Here is a 17369-nt window from a genome sequence, read left to right as displayed (position 1 = left end):
TTCAAGCAGGCGCGCCTGGACTCAGATCACACCGGGCGCGGTCCGCAGTAATTCGCTTGCCTGCATCCGGCAGGCGCTGGCAGCGTCTTTATCCAGTGCGTTCAGCCAGCGTTTGGGTATCGCCTCCACGCCATAAAAAGCGCCAGCGATCATGCCGAGAATGGCCCCCGTGGTATCAGCGTCACCGCCACGATTGACCACATCGATTAATGCCGTCTCGAAGCTGTCGGTCGCGAAGAGCGCCTGAAACACGGCATGCAGGGTCTCGACCAGATAAGCGCTGGGATTTTCCATGCGCCGTCCGTCATAGCGATAGCGACCCTCTTCGCTGACCAGCCTCTCGGTCAGTTCACGCAGATGGTCACGGCTGCCGCCGAGCAACGCCGTTTGCACCATGCGGATGACGGTCAGGGTGCCAGCGTCGGATAGCGAAGAATGATGCGTGACATGCGCCTGGATCCGGTTGGCGGCGTCCACAGTGGATGGATCGGCGCCCAGGGTATGGAGGGCGATGGGCAGAGCGCGCATACAGGCACCGTTGCCGGCATCGTAGTCGTTCTCCGGCATCTCGGTGACGCCAGTGTGCCGATAGAGACTGATCCCGCGCCGAACGGTGTGGCCGATATCGACTGGCTTGCTGCGCATCCACTCGCTGAAGGCTTCCGCGACCGCGCCAGCCTCGACCCGCCCGGCAGTCAGGATGCTGCGCCCGAGCGCCAGGGCCATTTCGGTATCGTCGGTGACGCGACCCCTGCGCAGCCGCAGCCAGCCGCCGCCGAGGATGTCACGATGTTCGCCGTACTGTTCGCGGATCTCGCGCGGCGTCATGAACTCGACCGTCGCCCCCAGCGCGTCGCCGACGGCGAGTCCCAGATAGGCACCGGTCGCGCGAGTCAAAAGCGTTTCCGCCACCGTCTCGACCGCCGTGAATTCAGTCCTCGGATCCAAAACAAACATGGTAATCAACACAGACCTCGCAGGATGGCGCGCGACAGGCGTGAATCCCTTCAATTTCGCACAACTGCTTGTAGAGAAAGCGTTTCCACTTCATGTCAAACGTATTCCGGGCCGCCAGAGACGGGAAATTGCGTCCCATGAGCGCCGTCAGTTCGCTGCGGCTCCAGAGTCCCAGATCGTGCCACAGATGATCGTTCGCCATGCAGCCGGCAGCGACCGTGTGGGCCATCCAGATCTCGGAAGGCGACTCGCCGGCACGATGCGTCAGCATCAGCGCGACCAGCTCTTCGCGCTCATCAAGACGGGCGAGGGTAAGCGGCGTCCCACCATCGATGGCGGAGAGCACGTCCGGTGAGACGCCGGGAAAATGATGGGCCATGAGGCCATGAAAATCGGCGACCGTCAGTCCGAGCCAGGCTGGCAGCGCACCGCCTCCGGTGGCGCGGGTCGCGATCATGCTCGCGAAGGCACGGTCATTGCCCGCCCCGGCTGCGCGAACCATCAACCGGGCGAAGACATGTTCAGCTTCGTGTCTCAGGTCAAGAGCCAGGGCGGACATGGCATCAGTACTCCACGAGGATGTCTTCGTCGCGCACGATCATCTGACAGGCCAGACGCCATTCGCTCGGCATGTCATCGACCGCCAGCCGATCGATATCGTCCTTGGTTAGCTTGCCCAGATGACGCAGCACGGTGATTTCCTTGTCGGTCAGGTGATAGCCCATGCTCGGCTTGTTATCGACGCTGGTCACGCGCACCACGCAGTTGCCGCACTCACCGTCCTGACAGTCATGATGGACCGGGACCTTGTGCTCCTTGGCGAGCTTGAGCAGGGTTTCAGTATGGCTTCCAGCCACGGCGTAAACGGTCTTGTCCTTGTATTCAGGGTTTGAAAAGGTCACGAGTGCCATGTTCTCTTTCCCCTTAAGCCGGCTTGACGCGACAGTCGCCGAGGATCTGCGCCTGACAGGCGAGCCGGTCGTGACGGCTGGCCATGTTTTCGCGCAGCACTTTTTCCTCCAACACGGAGGGTTCGGTCAGATTGTTCCAGCCTTCCTCGACATGCATCATGCAGGTGCCGCAGTCGCCCTCGCGGCAACCGTAGATGATGCCCGCACCGATCTTCTCGGAAACCTCGATGACCCGCGTCCCGGCCGGGACGTTGACCGTCTGGTCGATATCTGTAAAGGTAATTTTGGCTTTCGCCATGGTGTCAGACTCCTAAGTTCACTGGTTTATCGATCAGTTGTCGATCAGTTAAAAAATCGCTTTGAACCGCAACGGCGCAAAGGACGCCAAAAACAGTGCTTCTCCGATGAGCCTGTTTTTTGACAGGATTAACAGGATTTTTTAAATCGTTGTTTTACGGATTTTTAATCCTGCGAATCCTGTTAATCCTGTCTGAATTCAAATCCTCAGGCCAGATCCGCAAGCTCCGTCGTCTGGCCCGCGTCTGCGCCGGTCATGGCCGCCGCCAAGGCACGCCCGAAGGCCCGGCAGTCGTCGAGTTCCGCCTCGGTCGGGATGAGTTTGATGCGCAGACCCGCGACCGGCACACGCATCTTGAGCCCGCGCATCCGGTCCTCGATCATGCGCACCGCCTCGCCGGTCCAGCCGTAGGAGCCGAAGGCGGCGCCCAGCTTGCCCTTGAGGTCGATCACCGCCAGTGACGACAGCAGATCCCAGATCGGCTTGACCGCATCCCCATTGATCGTGGGCGAGCCCAGCGCCAGCGCATCGGCGGACTCGATCAGATCCACGAAGGGCGCCAGCTCGCCGCCCTCCAGATCGTAGAGCGAGACCCGCACCCCGGCGGTCTCCTCAGCCCCATCGCGGATCGCCTCGGCCATGCGCGCGGTGTTGCCGTAGGAGCTCATGTAGAAGATGAGCAGGGTCTTGTGCGTGTCGTCGAGCCGCTCGGTGAAACTGGCGCTGGAGAGTTCGCGGTAGCGGGTCAGGTAACGGCGCGGGCGATCACGCAGGATGGGACCGTGGGTCGGCGCAACCAGCTTGAGCGGCAGCGGTTCGATCAGACTCAGCGCCTTCATCACATGCGTCTTGAAAGGCCGCATGATGTGGGCGTAGTAGTAATCGAAGGCGAAGCGGAAATCGCCGCAGCGGTCGTTGAACAGCCGGCTGTCGCAGTGATGGCAGCCGAAGACATCGCCGGAGAAGAGCACGCCTTCCTCGACCAGATAGGTGCATTGCGTATCCGGCCAGTGCAGAAAGGGCGTGTGCAGAAAACGTAGGGTGCGGTCGCCGAGCGAGACCGCATCGCCGGTGCCGACCGTCTGGTATTCAAAGGGGCGCTCGTCCTCGTTCGGCTTCAGCAGCGCCTTCAGCATGGAGGTCGCGCGGGTCGAAATGTAGAGCCGGGCCTGAGGCGCGCGGCGCATCAGCTCGGGCAGCGCGCCACTGTGATCCGGCTCCAGATGATTGAGGACGATGACGCGGATCTCGTCATACCGGGCGACCGACTCCAGCCGCGCAAAGAAATCATCGGCGAATCCGGCCTTGACCGTGTCGATGACCGCAACGCCCTCCGTGCCACGCACCAGATAGGCGTTATAGGTCGTGCCGTTGGCGGTGCGCAGGATGATGTCGAAGGTGCGCAGGGTCGGATCCAGCGCGCCGATCCAGTGCACGCCGGGCGCGACCTCCAATGCCTCGCCCGGTCTGACGAGTTCAGAGGTGGAATCGGCTGCAACGGCGGCGTTCATGTCGAGACCGGCTCGGCAGGGAGATCGCATGTCGGATCGCTGCCCGTCTGGGAGCAGGACTGGAGATCCTGATCCGGCGTCAACCGCACGCCGAGCGCATCGAGCAGCGGGCCGGACGCGAAACCGCAGCCGCACCCGAATTCGGATTCGATCAAGGGACGTCGGATCAGGAGCGGATCGCTCATCATCAGGGCCAGCGCGGTTGACTCGTCCAGGGCATCCGGCCTCACCTCACCCTGCTTGATCCGGGGCGCGGTCGGATTGAACCAGTCGCGTACCGGCAGATCGCCGAAGAAGGGACGCAGACGCTCGGTCGTCCAGCTCTCGACGAGCAGGTTGCGCACACTCAGATCATGGCCAAGCGAGCGTAGCAGCGCCTTCTGCCTGCCGTTGGAGATGCAGCCTGGCTTTTCGTAGAAGATCACCGATCTGTTCATCTTGAGAAATCCTGTTAATCCTGTCCATTACCGTGCCCGAATCTCCGCCATGGCCGCTGCCATGCGTTCAGGCGGAATACCGGTCAATGAGCCGGGCGGATTCACCGGCACGCCCAGACCGTCGAGAATAACCCCTTCGACCGGACAGATACTGGCGCACTGCGGCTCGGCGAAGGCACCATCACATTCGGTGCATTTTTTCGCATCAATCACAAAATGCGGCGTGCCGGCGGTGATGGCCTGGCTCGGACAGAGCGGCTCGCAGGCCCAGCAATTGACACAACCCTCGATGATCTTGAATGCCATTGGCTTGGCTCCACTGGATGACTCTGAATGGACAGGATTAACAGGATGATTCAGGATGGACAGGATTGATGAATGCCTTGTTTTCCTGTCAATCTTGAGAAATCCTGTTCATCCTGTCTAATGCGATTCCCGGCAATCACCTCAGGCCGATAGACGCTGCTGTGCAGGCGCTGACTGGTCCAGCCGGCCGGATTCCTGCATCTCACGATAGACGGCGGTGACGGCCTCTTCGATCGGCTCCAGCGCATGCTCGCCATTCGGCAGGATGCCGGCTGCTTCCAACTGACCCCAGGGCTCATAGCCGATCCGGGCGCAGAGCACCACTTCACAACCCGCAAGGGTGCGGATGGTTTTCTGGAGACTGGTTTCGGCCTCGCCGCAAGTCTCATCTCCCGTGCAATAGAGATCCACCTTGCGCGCCCCAATGAAACGCACATCCTGCGCAGTGGCCTCATAGATCAGGAACTCGCGGGCATGCCCGAAATGCTGATTGACGACACCGCCGCCTGTGCTCGCGACCGCCATCAGCACCGGACGGGATTCAGGCTTTGCAGGAAGCCTGCGCGTGAGCGAGGCTAGCGAGACAAAGGCTTCGCCACTCTGCCGACGCTGCGCCGCGCGGTTGGCCTCAATGGCCGCGTGGACCTCGGCGCGACGCGCCATGGCGGCGGCGTAATCGATCTCCAGATGCTCGATCCTGTCGAGCGTGAACTCATGTCCGCGATCCTCGCCCAGCATGCCAACCGCGTCGGCCCGGCACTGGCGACAGTGACGCATCATCGCCATGTCCCCGGCACAGGCATCCTGAAGCCGCTGGAGTTCGTCGGTCGTCGGGCCGCGCTGGCCCATGATCCCGTAAAAGGTGCCGTGCTCGGCCTCGGCGATCAGCGGCATGACGTTATGCAGGAACGCGCCCTTCGCCTTGACGACGCGGCTGACTTCCTTCAGATGTTCATCGTTCACGCCCGGAATCAGCACCGAATTGACCTTGACCAACACCCCGCGCGCGACCAGCATCTCCAGCCCTTTCTGCTGCTGTTCGATCAGGATTTCGGCGGCTTTGCGGCCCTTGATGCGGCGGTTGTTCCAAAAGATCCAGGGATAAATCTTGGCGCCCACGTCGGGATCGACGCAGTTGATGGTGATGGTGACGTGCTCAATGTTGTGCTGGCACAGCTCATCGACCACGGCTGGCAGGGCGAGCCCGTTGGTCGAGACACAGAGCTTGATGTCGGGCGCCTTGGCGGAGAGCTGACGGAAGGTCTCCAGCGTGCGTTCCGGATTGGCCAGCGGATCGCCGGGGCCGGCGATGCCGAGCACCGTCATCTGCGGGATGGTCGCGGCGACCGCCATGACTTTCTTGACTGCCTGATCCGGGGTCAGCACCTCGGACACCACGCCAGGACGCGACTCGTTGGAACAGTCGTATTTGCGGTTGCAGTAATGACACTGGATGTTGCAGGCCGGTGCCACCGCCACATGCATCCGCGCATAATGATGGTGCGCGTCTTCCGAAAAGCAGGGGTGGTTGTTGACCTTCGCGCGAATCGCTTCCGGAAGATGGGCCAGCCGGTCGGTGCTGCTTCCGCAACCGCTCGACGCGCAGCCGCCCGCCGCTCCTCCGCTCTGGCTCACGATCGTCAATGCCATCACACTGCCTCCAGAAAATCGGGGGCGCCGCCCCGGTGAATCGATCAGTCTGGTGACAGGAAATGCAAAGGTCGTGCCTAATTTTAAATCAAGCTTAATCGGCTGACTGAAAAGCCTTTTTCAGCCAGGAACAAAGCGTCTTGTGAGAATCGCGACAGAAGAAAGGACAGCGGTTTGTCCGAATCGACACAGATCGGGCGGTGGACGGGCGGCTGATCAGCGGGAACCGGTCCCTCGAACCACCCCTGTCATGCCGGGGGATTCAAGGGTCCGGAATAATGCTCGGGATGCGCGCAATGTCTGCTACTTGAGATTCCGCATCAATGGTTCAGCATTGGGGATCGCCCCCAGAACAGGCAAACCGAGATACCTGGCAATTTGTCGCTCGGATTTGAAAGACGGATCCAGCAGCTCAAACAGGCCAACAAGCAGCATGAGACCCAGCAATGCAATGAAAAAAACAACCGAGGCCGGCACTAATCGATCCGGATTCCATAAGGCATTCATTCCATTCATCACCATCCCACCGGATGTATTGAGTGTCGATGCGGACGAACCCGTATCAGACCGGACACGCACCCGGCCATCATCGACTCTCTTCAACAGCCTTTCAGTATAGAAGGCAACCAGCGCGCCACCCAGTTCAGCATTCTGACCATGATAGCTCAAACGAATGATTGAGTCGGACTCGCGCGTCAGGCTCAGAACCGAATGGACCAGCCGGCGCAGTTCGCTTTCTGCTGGAATGCCAGCCCCTTCCTTCATCAATTCCAGTCTTTTTTGTAATTGCGCCAGAGCAAAAGCGTCGAGAAAAAGCAGATCCTGATCCGACACCAGGGCGTCGAGCGTGATGGTTGCGGCCGGATTATTGGACGCCGAGACCGCAACCTCTCCCGCATAAGAAAAATCCTGCGTGATGATAAAACTGTCGTCACGCAGCGCGGCAAAAACAAGATAAATGAACAGCGGCGCGAATACCAGCACCATCCATTTCCGGCGCAACCATAATGCTGCGAAATACCGTTTTAGATAAAAAATCATTTTTAGCCTCATTCATCGAAAGAATTGCCGGGTCACAGTAAGAGCGGATGACCAGCCTGATCCTGTCGCACCCGGCCCGCACTGCCCGAAGTACGGGCCGAAGAATACGGCGCCCGATCTGATGCGCCTGACACCTCAACCTGATGATTGGCCATCCTTCATCTTCCATTGATTCGTCACCACGCCAAGGACATTCGCCCCGGCGATCTCCATAATGGTGTGCGCCTTTTTGATCTTCTGTCTGGGAGTCACGCCGGTCAGAACCACCATCGCCACTCCATCAACCATTCCCGACAGCATCACGGGATCCATCATCATCCGATTCGTCGGAAAGATGGCGGCGCTGTCGACGATGACCAGATCGTAGGCATTTTTTGCCTGTTCGATCAAGCTGAGGCCGACATTGAAGATATCGCCATCCATGCCGGAATGGTCGTTATAGTCGATTGGCGCGCAGAGGACATCCGGGGCGTTCGAGCCGGACGAAAAAACAAGGTCCGTTAGATTCGAATTGACAATGGCCCGCACGGGATGCATCAGTTCGAGCCCGAAAAAGCGGTGCATGGAAGGCCGGTACCAATTCAAATCAAGGACGGCAACCCGATGCCTGCCCATACCGGCGGCGGTTGCCGCAAGCGACGAGGCAAACAGGGTCTTCCCTTCTCCATGCGAGGCGCTGGTAATCAGCACGGCGGTCGGGCTCCTGTTTTCCAGGGCATGTTCAATCGCGCACAAGACCCGCTTGATCTCGGCAATCTGTACCAGAGCCTGTCGCTGTTTTGCTTCAAGATCGTTCATGATTTCAATTACCTCAATTCAAGACTGCGGAATAATAAAAACCGGCGTCCATGGTCAAAATTTTTCAGAACTGGCGCATCCTGATATTGAGCGTCTGGATCCGGTAAGCGATCTGGCGCGGGGTCATGTTGAGCAGACGCGCGGCCTTGGCCTGGACCCAGCCGGCCTGCTCCAGCGCGGCGATGACCCGCTCGCGCTCGCCCAGATCGGGATCATTGAAATCGATCTGACTGCTGACCGGGGCGGCTGACGGGGCGCAATCCGCTCCGGCGGCATTCGCATCGATCCCGGTGAGCTGGATGACATCCCGATCAATGACACCCTGCTCGCTCATGACGGCGGCCCGTTCCATGCAGTTTTCCAGCTCGCGCACATTGCCCGGCCAGTCGTAACGCATGAGGACACGCAGCGCGCTGTCGGTGATCGAGAGTTCACGACCCTGCATGCGCGCGACCTTGTTGACCAGGAAACGCGCCAGATCCGGGACATCCTCAATGCGCTCGCGCAGTGCGGGCATGCGGATCGGCATCACGTTCAGACGATAGTAGAGATCCTCGCGAAACTCCCCGGCACGCACCTCGGCCTCCAGATCGCGATTGGTGGCGGCGATGACGCGCACATCGACCTTGAGCGTGCGCCCGCCACCGACCCGCTCAAACTCGCCCTCCTGCAGCACCCGCAGCAATTTCGCCTGAAAGGCCGGGGTGATCTCCCCGATCTCGTCGAGAAAGAGCGTGCCGCTGTCGGCCTGCTCGAAGCGACCCTTGCGCTGGGTGATGGCGCCGGTGAAGGCGCCTTTCTCATGGCCGAAGAGTTCGGATTCCAGCAGATTGTCCGGCAGCGCCGCGCAGTTGAGCTTGACGAAGGGCGCACGGGCGCGCGGCGAGTTGTAATGGATGGCGTTGGCGATGAGTTCCTTGCCGGTGCCTGATTCGCCACGAATCAGCACCGTGGTGTTCCATTTGGCGACCTGACGCACCTGCTCGAAGACCAGCCGCATCGCATCGGCGCGCCCGATGATGCTGTCGAAGCCGTGCGTGCCCTTGACCTCGCGCCGCAGGGTGTCGCGTTCCTCGCGCAGCGCCTGGCGCTCGGCCTCGACGCTGCGCGCGAGCCGCACCGCCTGACCGATGAGGTTGGCGACCATTTCGAGAAAGCGCGCACGGTCGGCAAGAAGTTCGTCGCCCGCCGGCGGCTGGGCGGCAAAGACGCCGATCGCCTGTTCTTCGCCGACCCGGATCGGCACGCCAATAAACGGCAGTTCGGGATCATAAAGGTGCAACCGGTCGAGAAAACGCGGCTCGTCGGCGACACGGGGCAGGATCCAGGGTTCGTTGGTGGAGAGGATGCGCCCCATGACGCCCTCGCCCGGCTGATAGCTGATCTTGGCAAAGGGCGCGGCGTCCCTGGCGTGCAGCGCGCTGACCAGCAGCTCGCCGCGCTCCTCATCAAGCAGACAGACGAGTCCGTGACGCATACGCACACGTTCGTGCAGCACGCCGAGCACCTCGCGCAGGGTCTGACGCAGATCGAGCGAACGGCTGAGGACGCTGCTTACCTCGAACAGCGCAGCAAGCTGGGATTCCAGCAGAGCCAGACGCGGGTTTTCTTCGGGCATGCCGAAGTCATTGACAGTGGAATTCATGGAGTCAGGCCAGTCAGTCATCCGGCGGAACGGCAGTAAGGGACAAACGAATCAGGCAACCTTCGGTCTGCCCGGCATCGATTTCAATCGATCCGCCGTGGGCGTTGACGATCTCCTGAGCGAGCGCCAGTCCCATTCCGGCCCGGCCGCGACGATTGCGCCAGCCAATATGGAAAGGCTCGAAGACGCGGTAGCGATCTTCGGGGGCGATGCCGGATCCATTGTCCTGGATCTCGATTTCCACCCCATGATCGATCTGGCGCGTGGTCAGGCGCAGCTCGCGCTGCGACTTGCCGGACTCGTTCAGCGCCTGAATGGCGTTGTCCAGCAGATGCTTGAACATGGCGCGCAGTTGATTCTTGTGACCGGTCAGTTCGGGCAGCACGGTCGCGGGTCGCCAGTCGACGACGATGCCGGCGGCCAGCAGACGCCGGGTCTCCAGTTCGAGCACCTGACGCAGCAGTTTATTGACGTTGACCATGACCCCGGCCTCGCGCGGCCCTTCGGGCAGCGCCGCGTTGAGGGTCGCCAGCGCCTTCGCACCCGAGCCGCTGATCTGATCGAGCATCCCGGCCAGCGCCTCGACATTCCCCGCGCCGCTGCGCAGCATGCCGGCGGCGGCGTTGATGACATTCAGCGGCCCCTGGATCTGATAGATGGCGGCGGCCAGCGCCTCGCGCATGCCATGCATCAACTGCTGCTCGGCGAGACGGGCGCGCAGATGCTCAAGATGCGCCCGCTCGATCTCGCGCCGACGCCCGGTGATCTCGTTGGCCAGGAGCAGTAGACGACGGTCTCCGGCGCCCTGATGGCCGAAATAGCTCCGTGCCGTCGGATCGGACTCATCGACCGGGGTGCCGGAACAGGCGAACCAGCGCGGCCCCGGATGACCGGGGATATCGATGCTGATCTCAATGTTTTTGAAGCCCTGACCAGCGAGACAGGACGCCAGGGCATCGACGCCAAGCTGCTCGCTGATGGCCGTGCGCAAGACCTCGACCGGCTCCCGCCCGTGAAGATCGTCGAGCAGCTTCTTGTAATCCTGGTTGTCAAGAATGACGCGACCCTTGCTGTCGAGCAGCACGATGATGACGGGCGCGGCATCCAGGACGGTCTCGATCCGCGCCTTCTGCTGACGCAGCGCGCCTTCCAGCTCGTGAACCTTGGTCACGTCGCGGTGCATGCCCAGGAAGTACTGGAGATCGCCATTCCGATCCAGCACCGGCGAAATGGTCAGCTCGGCCAGATAATCGCTGCCCTGCTTGGAGCGGTTGACCAGGGTGCCGCTCCAGGTCTGCTTGTGCTGAATGGTCCGCCACAGATGCTGGTAGACGCTGGCCGGGGTCGCGTTATTGGACAGAATGGCTTCATTCTGTCCCAGAACCTCCTCACGGCTGTAGCCGGTGAGGGTCTCGAAGGCGCGGTTGGCGTACAGAATGGTCGCCCTGGCGTCAGTGATCGAGATCGCAATCGGCGACTGCTCGACCGCCTCGAAAAAGAGTCGCGGCGGCAGCGGGTCCGACGCATTGCCGCTCATGAGGGCAAGCGCCTCGACCAGATCCGGCGGCGTTCCAGTGGGCGGCGAGGCGATGAATTCGCCCAGTGCATTGATCGCGGCCTGTTGGGCAGACTCCGGGGGCTGTCGGACCGGCACGGCGTTCTCCTTTGGTCAGTGGTCAGTACGTCGATCAGGCGCAGGCGGCGTTTGCGAATTGGCTAACGGGGGTCATTGCGCCTCGAACCGACATCATGCCTCATTAGCTTACATGCCATAAACCAAGCATTGTCGATTTTCTAACATTTTCGCTGCGGCACAAGCCGGATCGCCCGGTCACGGCGATGGCCCCGGTTGGCGTCAATCCAGGTTCTTCGGCATCGCACCGGGTTGGCGACAGTCCCTGAGGCATCCGCCGACCCAAGCCAAGTCATTGTTTACAAATCCTCACTTGGCGCCGTATTGCGGTTGCCTGGCGTGCGAATAACGCATGCCACGATCAGGGGCGGGCGACTTTCGTCGCAAATGGCATTTTTATTGCTTTAAATTCTGCATATCAGGTTCGACACGCAAGGGCGATTGACAGATGGGCGACTATCTCATGCTGATCCTCAGCACCGCATTGGTGAACAACGTGGTGCTGGTCAAGTTTCTCGGGCTGTGCCCCTTCATGGGGGTCTCCAGCAAACTCGATTCGGCGCTCGGCATGGGGCTGGCGACGACCTTCGTCCTGACTCTGGCCTCGGTGGCCGGCTGGCTGCTGGAGCATCTCATCCTGGAACCGCTGGACATCGGCTTCCTGCGCATCCTGACCTTCATCGTGGTCATCGCCTCGGTGGTGCAGTTCACCGAGATGGCGGTGCGCCGGATCTCCCCCTCGCTCTACCAGGTGCTCGGCATCTATCTGCCGCTGATCACGACCAACTGCGCGGTGCTGGGCGTGGCGCTCATGAATGCGCAGGAGGGGCATGGCTTTCTGGAAAGCACGCTTTATGGATTCGGCTCGGCGCTTGGTTTCACACTCGTCATGGTGATGTTCGCGGGCCTGCGCGAGCGTCTGGCGCTGGTGCAGGTGCCCGCCGCCTTTGCCGGCACGCCCATCGCCTTCATTGTCGCCGGGCTGTTGTCGCTCGCCTTCATGGGTTTCGCGGGGTTGGCCTGATGCTTATTCCAATCATCAGTCTCGCCATTCTCGGCTTGGCGCTGGGCGGGCTGCTCGGGGTCGCGGCGCGCTATCTCAAGGTCGAGGGCAATCCGCTGGCCGAACAGGTCACGGCACTGATGCCCGGCTCGCAATGCGGTCAATGCGGTTATCCGGGATGCGGGCCGGCGGCAGAGGCCATCGCCTCGGGCGCGGCGCCCATCACGCTCTGTCCGCCCGGCGGTCGGGCGCTGGCGGAGGAACTGGCGGCCCTGCTGGGGGTCACAGCGGATCTCTCCGGGGTGGCCGATAAACCACCAATGATCGCGCACATCAACGAAAACCTCTGCGTCGGCTGCACCAAGTGTTTCAAGCGCTGCCCGACCGACGCCATCATGGGCGCCAATAATATGATTCATAGCGTCTTCGCCGATGCCTGCACCGGTTGCGAGATGTGTTTCGATGTCTGCCCGACCGAATGCATCGAGATGCGCCCGCTGACCGCGACGCTACAGACCTGGTTCTGGCCCAAACCGATCCTGGAGGGATAAAGACCATGAAACTCTTCAGGATCCGTGGCGGTATCCACCCGGACGACCGCAAGCAGCTCGCCGCCGGGCAGGCCATTGAAGACCTGCCGCTGCCGGCCCTGCTGCATATCCCGCTCCAGCAGCATATCGGCGCGCCTGCCAGCCCGGCGGTGCGGCGCGGTCAGCGGGTGGCCAAGGGCGATCTGATCGCCCAGGGCCAGGGTGTGATCTCGGCCCCGGTACATGCACCCACCTCGGGACGCATCATGGGTGTCGGCAGTTATCCCGCCCATCACGCCTCCGGTCTCTCCGTCCCCACCGTCACGCTCCAGCCCGACGGCGAGGATCGCTGGGGCGACCAGATCCAGGGTGTCGCCGATCCCTTCGCGCTTGATCCCGATGAGATCGCCGCGCGCGTGGGCGCCGCCGGCATCGTCGGCCTGGGCGGTGCGACCTTCCCGGCGGCGGTCAAGCTCAATCTGCGTAAGAAATACCGGCTGCACACGCTCGTCATCAATGGGGCCGAGTGCGAACCCTATCTCACCTGCGATGATCGTCTGATGCGCGAACAGGCCGACGCCATCGTCGATGGCATCCGCATCGTGGCCCACGCGCTTGGCGTGAAGCAGATCATCATCGGTATCGAGAACAACAAGCCCGAGGCCCAGGCGGCGATGGCCGTGGCTGCATCCATCGATCCGACCATCCGCCTCGCGCGCCTGCCGGCCCGTTATCCGATGGGGTCGGAGAAACACCTGGTGCAAACCCTGACCGGACGCGAGACCCCAGCGCGCGGCCTGACCGCCGACATCGGGGTGGTCGTCCATAACCCGGCGACCGCCTTCGCGGTGCACGAGGCGCTGCGCTTCGGCTATCCGCTGGTCTCGCGGGTCGTCACCGTCAGCGGCGGGGCCATCGCCCAGCCGCGCAACCTGCGTGTCCTGCTGGGAACGCGGGTGCAGAATCTGCTCGATCACTGCGGCGGCTTCCGCGAGGAACCGGCGCGTCTGGTCAGCGGTGGCCCCATGATGGGCCAGCCACTGCCGAGCGCCCGTGTCCCCATGGTCAAGGGCAGCAACGGCGTGCTGGCGCTGACCGCCGCCGAAACCAGTCTGAGCCAGCCCATGCCCTGCATCCGCTGCGCCAGTTGCGTGCAGGCGTGCCCCTGCGGTCTGCTGCCGCTGGAGCTTGCGGCGCGGATCCGCGCCGCCGATCTGGAGGGCGCGGTGCGTCTGGGTCTGATGGACTGCATCGGCTGCGGCTCCTGCGCCTATGTCTGTCAGGCCAATCTCCCGCTGGTGCAGTTCTTCAACTATGCCAAGGGCGAGATGGCCGCGCGCGGACGCGCCAAGCAGAAACAGGCCGAGACCAAACGGTTGATCGAGCAGCGCGCGGCGCGGATCGAGGCGATCCAGCAGGCCAAGCGCGAGGCGATGGCGGCGCGCAAGCGCGAGGCCGACGCCAAGAAGAAGGCGGCGGCAACGACACAGGCTGCAACAGCCGAGACGGAGGTCTGAGATGAGTATCGAAACCCCAGCGCCCAGCGCCGGCCCCTTCGCCCACGAGCGCGTCAGCATTTCGCGCACCATGGGGCTGGTGATGCTGGCCCTGTTGCCGGCGACCCTGTTCAGCCTCTGGCAATTCGGCTGGCCGGCGATCTATCTCTTTCTGGTCACTGTGGCGACGGTGCTGGTGGCCGAGGCGGCCTGTCTGCGGATCGCCGGCAAGCCGATCCGGCCCTTTCTCTTCGATGGCTCGGCAGTCCTGACCGGCTGGCTGCTGGCGATGACGCTGCCACCCTGGGCGCCCTGGTGGACCGGGGTAGTCGGCGGATTCATCGCCATCGTCATCGCCAAGCATGTCTTCGGCGGCATCGGTCAGAACCTCTTCAACCCGGCGATGGTCGGTCGGGTCGCGCTGCTGATCGCCTTTCCGCTGGAGCTGACCCGCTTCGTCAATCCGGCCCCGCTGTTCGCGGCAGGCAGCCCGGACTGGCAGCAGGGACTCGCCATCACCTTCGGCGGACAGTTTCCCGACGCCTTCTCCGGCGCCACCCTGCTCGGTCATGTGCGGACCGAGCTGGGTCAGGGGCATCTGCTCTCGGACATCCTGCCGAATCTCTATTCGCCGGTCGCGGATTCCGTGGGCACGCTCGCCGGCAGTCTGGGCGAAGGTTCCGCGCTGCTGATCCTGCTCGGCGGACTCTTGCTGCTCTACAAGCGCGTCATCACCTGGCAGATCCCGCTCGCCATGCTCGGCACGCTGGCCCTGGCGGCGACCCTGATGCACCTGATCGATCCCGCGCATTACACCGGGCCGCTCTATCATCTGGTCTCCGGCGCGAGCCTGCTCGGCGCCTTCTTCATCGCCACCGATCTGGTCACGTCGCCGGTCACTGCACGCGGACAGATCCTCTTCGGCGCTGGCTGCGGTCTGCTGGTCTATGTCATCCGCACCTGGACCGGTTATCCCGAGGGCGTCGCCTTCGCGGTGCTGCTGATGAATGCCTGCACCCCGTTGATCGACCATTATGTCCGCCCCCGCGTCTACGGACGCGACCGTCAAGGCGAGCCACTTGAATATGCCGACGAGGCGGAGATCAGCCGATGAACGCGACTACCTGGAGCGAATTCCGCCAAGGCATCGGCTATCAGGGGCTCTTGCTCGGCGTGACCGTGACCATGGCCGCCACGCTGCTGGTCGTCGCCGACCGGGTGACACGCGAGCCCATCGCCCAGCGTCATGCCGAGGATATGAATGCCTCACTGGCCCAGGTCATCCCCCCGGCGCTGCATGACAACGATCTGCTCGCCAACACCGTCACCCTGAACGACGCCAACGGCACACCGGTTCAGATCTACCGGGCGCTCGCCGGGGATCGGGTCACGGCGGTCGCCTTCCAGGTCACGGGCAAAGGCTATGCCGGCGACATCGACGTCATCCTGGGGCTCGCCGCCGACGGCAAGGTCTTGGGCGCGCGGGTGCTCGCGCACAAGGAAACGCCCGGACTCGGCGACAAGATCGAGGTTGCCAAAGGCGACTGGATCCTGGCCTTCGACGGCCGGTCGCTGGGCGACCCGCCGCCCGCACGCTGGGCCGTCAAAAAAGACGGCGGCGATTTCGACCAGTTCAGCGGGGCCACCATCACCCCGCGCGCCGTGGTGCGCGCGCTGAAAGGCGGGCTGGAGTTCTTCGCGACCAATCGCGCGGTACTCACGGCATCGCCAGGAAATAGACAGAATTAACAGGATGGACAGGGTTTTAAAATCATTTTTCCTATCCTGACTGCCAACTGCCAACTGATTAACCGGCGGCCACTATGACGACAGCACTCAAAACACCAAAGGGTATCCAATGGGGCCGTATCACCCGCGACGGACTCTGGTCGAACAACGTGATCCTCAGTCAGACCCTGGCGCTCTGTCCGACGCTGGCGGTCACCGGCACGGCGACCAATGGCCTGGGCATGGGACTGGCAACCACGGCGGTGCTGATCGTCTCCAATATCCTGGTGTCGCTGATCCGCAATGTCGTGACCCCGGAGGTTCGCATCCCGGTCTATATCGTCGTGATCGCCACCCTGGTCACACTGGTGGACCTGGGGCTTAACGCCTACGCCCATGAGTTGCATAAGGTGCTGGGGCTCTTCATCGCCCTGATCGTGGTCAACTGCGCCATTCTCGGTCGCGCCGAATCCTTCGCCTCGAAGAACGGCGTCGGCGCGGCGGCGCTGGATGGTCTGATGATGGGACTGGGTTTCACGATCGTGTTGATGGTGTTGGGTGGTGTGCGCGAGATCATCGGCAGCGGCACGCTCTTTTCCGGCGCCGCACTGCTGCTCGGTCAGGCGATGTCCTTTCTCGAACTGACCCTGATCCCCGACTATCGCGGCTTCCTGCTCGCCATCCTCCCGCCCGGAGGTTTCGTCGCCCTCGGCTTCCTGCTCGCTGGCAAGCGGCTGATCGATCGGCGCGCGATGCGCAAATAACGGAGACTGGAGCAAACGTCGGTCATCTTGAACCGCAAAGGCGCGAAGAGCGCAAAGCAAAGCCATGACTTGTCAAGCAACGCGCAAAAGACATCGCCGGTCAACGATGGTATCGACTCACTGAAAAACTTTGCGTCCTTTGCGCCTTTGCGGTTCAACCGATTTTTTAGAGGCTAAAACTATGCACATCGGCGTCGCCTACGCAGACAAATTCAAACAGACCTGGCTCAAGCTGGACATGCCGGACGGCAGCACGGTGCGCGAGGCGATTGAGCGATCCGGTCTGCTCGGGCAGTTTCCGGAGATCGATCTGAGTCAGAACAAGGTCGGCATCTTCGGCAAGCTGACCACGCTGGATGCCAAACTGAGCGACGGCAACCGGGTCGAGATCTACCGCCCCATCACCGCCGACCCGGAAACCGTCGAGCGGCGTGATCGGGACGAGTAAAAATCCACCCGCAAAGCGGGGGCTTTGGGTTAACCCCAAAGGGGGTAATGGGCTGCCGCGAGTGGCTGTCTTGCACAGCCGCGCAGAGGTTCCGAGACCCTTTCTGATCGTTGTCGTTGTCGTCATCGAAGATTCGCAAGCCGACGACGATTACGACAACGACCGCATCGGTGTAATGTGACCAAAACATCGCCAACGGGCTGTTGCTGATGG

The 17369-nt window shown here is 62.2% G+C and carries 19 protein-coding genes; 7 read left to right on the top strand and 12 right to left on the bottom strand.

Features of this window, described 5'->3' with window-relative positions; genetic code table 11:
• Positions 1–21 precede the first annotated feature (21 nt).
• The 12 genes from draG to nifL form a co-directional block, all read right to left on the bottom strand.
• Positions 22–957, bottom strand: a complete 936-nt coding sequence (gene draG / locus EDC35_RS04510; protein WP_132976045.1) for an ADP-ribosyl-[dinitrogen reductase] hydrolase — start codon at positions 955–957, stop codon at positions 22–24.
• On the bottom strand, positions 932–1516 hold the full coding sequence (locus EDC35_RS04505) for a nitrogen fixation protein NifQ (protein ID WP_132976044.1): 585 nt from the start codon (positions 1514–1516) through the stop codon (positions 932–934). The genes draG and EDC35_RS04505 overlap by 26 nt, the downstream gene beginning before the upstream one ends.
• 4 nt (positions 1517–1520) lie before the next feature.
• Complete coding sequence (locus tag EDC35_RS04500) at positions 1521–1868, bottom strand: 2Fe-2S iron-sulfur cluster-binding protein (protein ID WP_132976043.1); 348 nt, start codon at positions 1866–1868, stop codon at positions 1521–1523.
• A 13-nt stretch (positions 1869–1881) separates the two neighbouring features.
• Positions 1882–2166, bottom strand: coding sequence for a 2Fe-2S iron-sulfur cluster-binding protein (locus tag EDC35_RS04495; protein WP_014778533.1), 285 nt, complete (start codon positions 2164–2166; stop codon positions 1882–1884).
• Positions 2167–2372: 206 nt separating this feature from the next.
• Positions 2373–3677: an FprA family A-type flavoprotein gene (locus EDC35_RS04490; RefSeq protein WP_132976042.1), complete on the bottom strand. Its 1305-nt coding sequence runs from the start codon at positions 3675–3677 to the stop codon at positions 2373–2375.
• Positions 3674–4114 carry an ArsC/Spx/MgsR family protein gene (locus tag EDC35_RS04485; protein ID WP_132976041.1) on the bottom strand — a complete coding sequence of 147 codons (441 nt, stop codon included), beginning with the start codon at positions 4112–4114 and terminating at the stop codon, positions 3674–3676. Before EDC35_RS04485 ends, EDC35_RS04490 begins: the two co-directional genes overlap by 4 nt.
• 27 nt (positions 4115–4141) lie before the next feature.
• A complete protein-coding gene (locus EDC35_RS04480) occupies positions 4142–4420 on the bottom strand; it encodes a 4Fe-4S dicluster domain-containing protein (RefSeq protein WP_132976040.1) in 279 nt (92 codons plus the stop codon).
• A gap of 141 nt (positions 4421–4561) precedes the next feature.
• A complete protein-coding gene (gene nifB, locus EDC35_RS04475; protein ID WP_132976039.1) occupies positions 4562–6070 on the bottom strand; it encodes a nitrogenase cofactor biosynthesis protein NifB in 1509 nt (502 codons plus the stop codon).
• 303 nt (positions 6071–6373) lie between these two features.
• Complete coding sequence (locus tag EDC35_RS04470) at positions 6374–7111, bottom strand: YveK family protein (protein ID WP_132976038.1); 738 nt, start codon at positions 7109–7111, stop codon at positions 6374–6376.
• Between the two features lie 135 nt (positions 7112–7246).
• Positions 7247–7909, bottom strand: a complete 663-nt coding sequence (locus EDC35_RS04465) for a CpsD/CapB family tyrosine-protein kinase (RefSeq protein ID WP_132976037.1) — start codon at positions 7907–7909, stop codon at positions 7247–7249.
• Between the two features lie 64 nt (positions 7910–7973).
• The gene (nifA, locus tag EDC35_RS04460) at positions 7974–9554 is read right to left on the bottom strand and encodes a nif-specific transcriptional activator NifA (RefSeq protein ID WP_132976036.1); all 1581 of its coding nucleotides are present in this window, start codon (positions 9552–9554) and stop codon (positions 7974–7976) included.
• Positions 9555–9567: 13 nt separating this feature from the next.
• Entirely contained in the window at positions 9568–11208 is a 1641-nt protein-coding gene (gene nifL, locus EDC35_RS04455) for a nitrogen fixation negative regulator NifL (RefSeq protein WP_132976035.1), read from the bottom strand.
• 427 nt (positions 11209–11635) lie between these two features.
• Here nifL and rsxA point away from each other — a divergent pair, with 427 nt between their 5' ends.
• The 7 genes from rsxA (at position 11636) to EDC35_RS04420 (ending at position 17156) form a co-directional block, all read left to right on the top strand.
• Complete coding sequence (gene rsxA, locus EDC35_RS04450) at positions 11636–12211, top strand: electron transport complex subunit RsxA (protein WP_132976034.1); 576 nt, start codon at positions 11636–11638, stop codon at positions 12209–12211.
• Complete coding sequence (rsxB, locus tag EDC35_RS04445; RefSeq protein WP_132976033.1) at positions 12211–12741, top strand: electron transport complex subunit RsxB; 531 nt, start codon at positions 12211–12213, stop codon at positions 12739–12741. Before rsxA ends, rsxB begins: the two co-directional genes overlap by 1 nt.
• A 5-nt stretch (positions 12742–12746) precedes the next feature.
• A complete protein-coding gene (gene rsxC, locus EDC35_RS04440; RefSeq protein ID WP_132976032.1) occupies positions 12747–14237 on the top strand; it encodes an electron transport complex subunit RsxC in 1491 nt (496 codons plus the stop codon).
• 1 nt (position 14238) lies between these two features.
• Entirely contained in the window at positions 14239–15330 is a 1092-nt protein-coding gene (locus tag EDC35_RS04435; RefSeq protein ID WP_132976031.1) for an RnfABCDGE type electron transport complex subunit D, read from the top strand.
• Positions 15327–15965 carry an electron transport complex subunit RsxG gene (gene rsxG, locus EDC35_RS04430; RefSeq protein WP_132976030.1) on the top strand — a complete coding sequence of 213 codons (639 nt, stop codon included), beginning with the start codon at positions 15327–15329 and terminating at the stop codon, positions 15963–15965. The genes EDC35_RS04435 and rsxG overlap by 4 nt, the downstream gene beginning before the upstream one ends.
• A gap of 74 nt (positions 15966–16039) precedes the next feature.
• Positions 16040–16708 carry an electron transport complex subunit E gene (locus EDC35_RS04425; protein WP_132976029.1) on the top strand — a complete coding sequence of 223 codons (669 nt, stop codon included), beginning with the start codon at positions 16040–16042 and terminating at the stop codon, positions 16706–16708.
• 181 nt (positions 16709–16889) lie between these two features.
• Positions 16890–17156 carry an RnfH family protein gene (locus EDC35_RS04420; RefSeq protein ID WP_132976028.1) on the top strand — a complete coding sequence of 89 codons (267 nt, stop codon included), beginning with the start codon at positions 16890–16892 and terminating at the stop codon, positions 17154–17156.
• Positions 17157–17369: the final 213 nt, after the last annotated feature.

Source organism: Thiobaca trueperi (assembly GCF_004342175.1).
GTDB classification, from domain to species: Bacteria; Pseudomonadota; Gammaproteobacteria; order Chromatiales; family Chromatiaceae; genus Thiobaca; species Thiobaca trueperi.
This window is presented reverse-complemented; position numbering and strand designations above follow the sequence as displayed.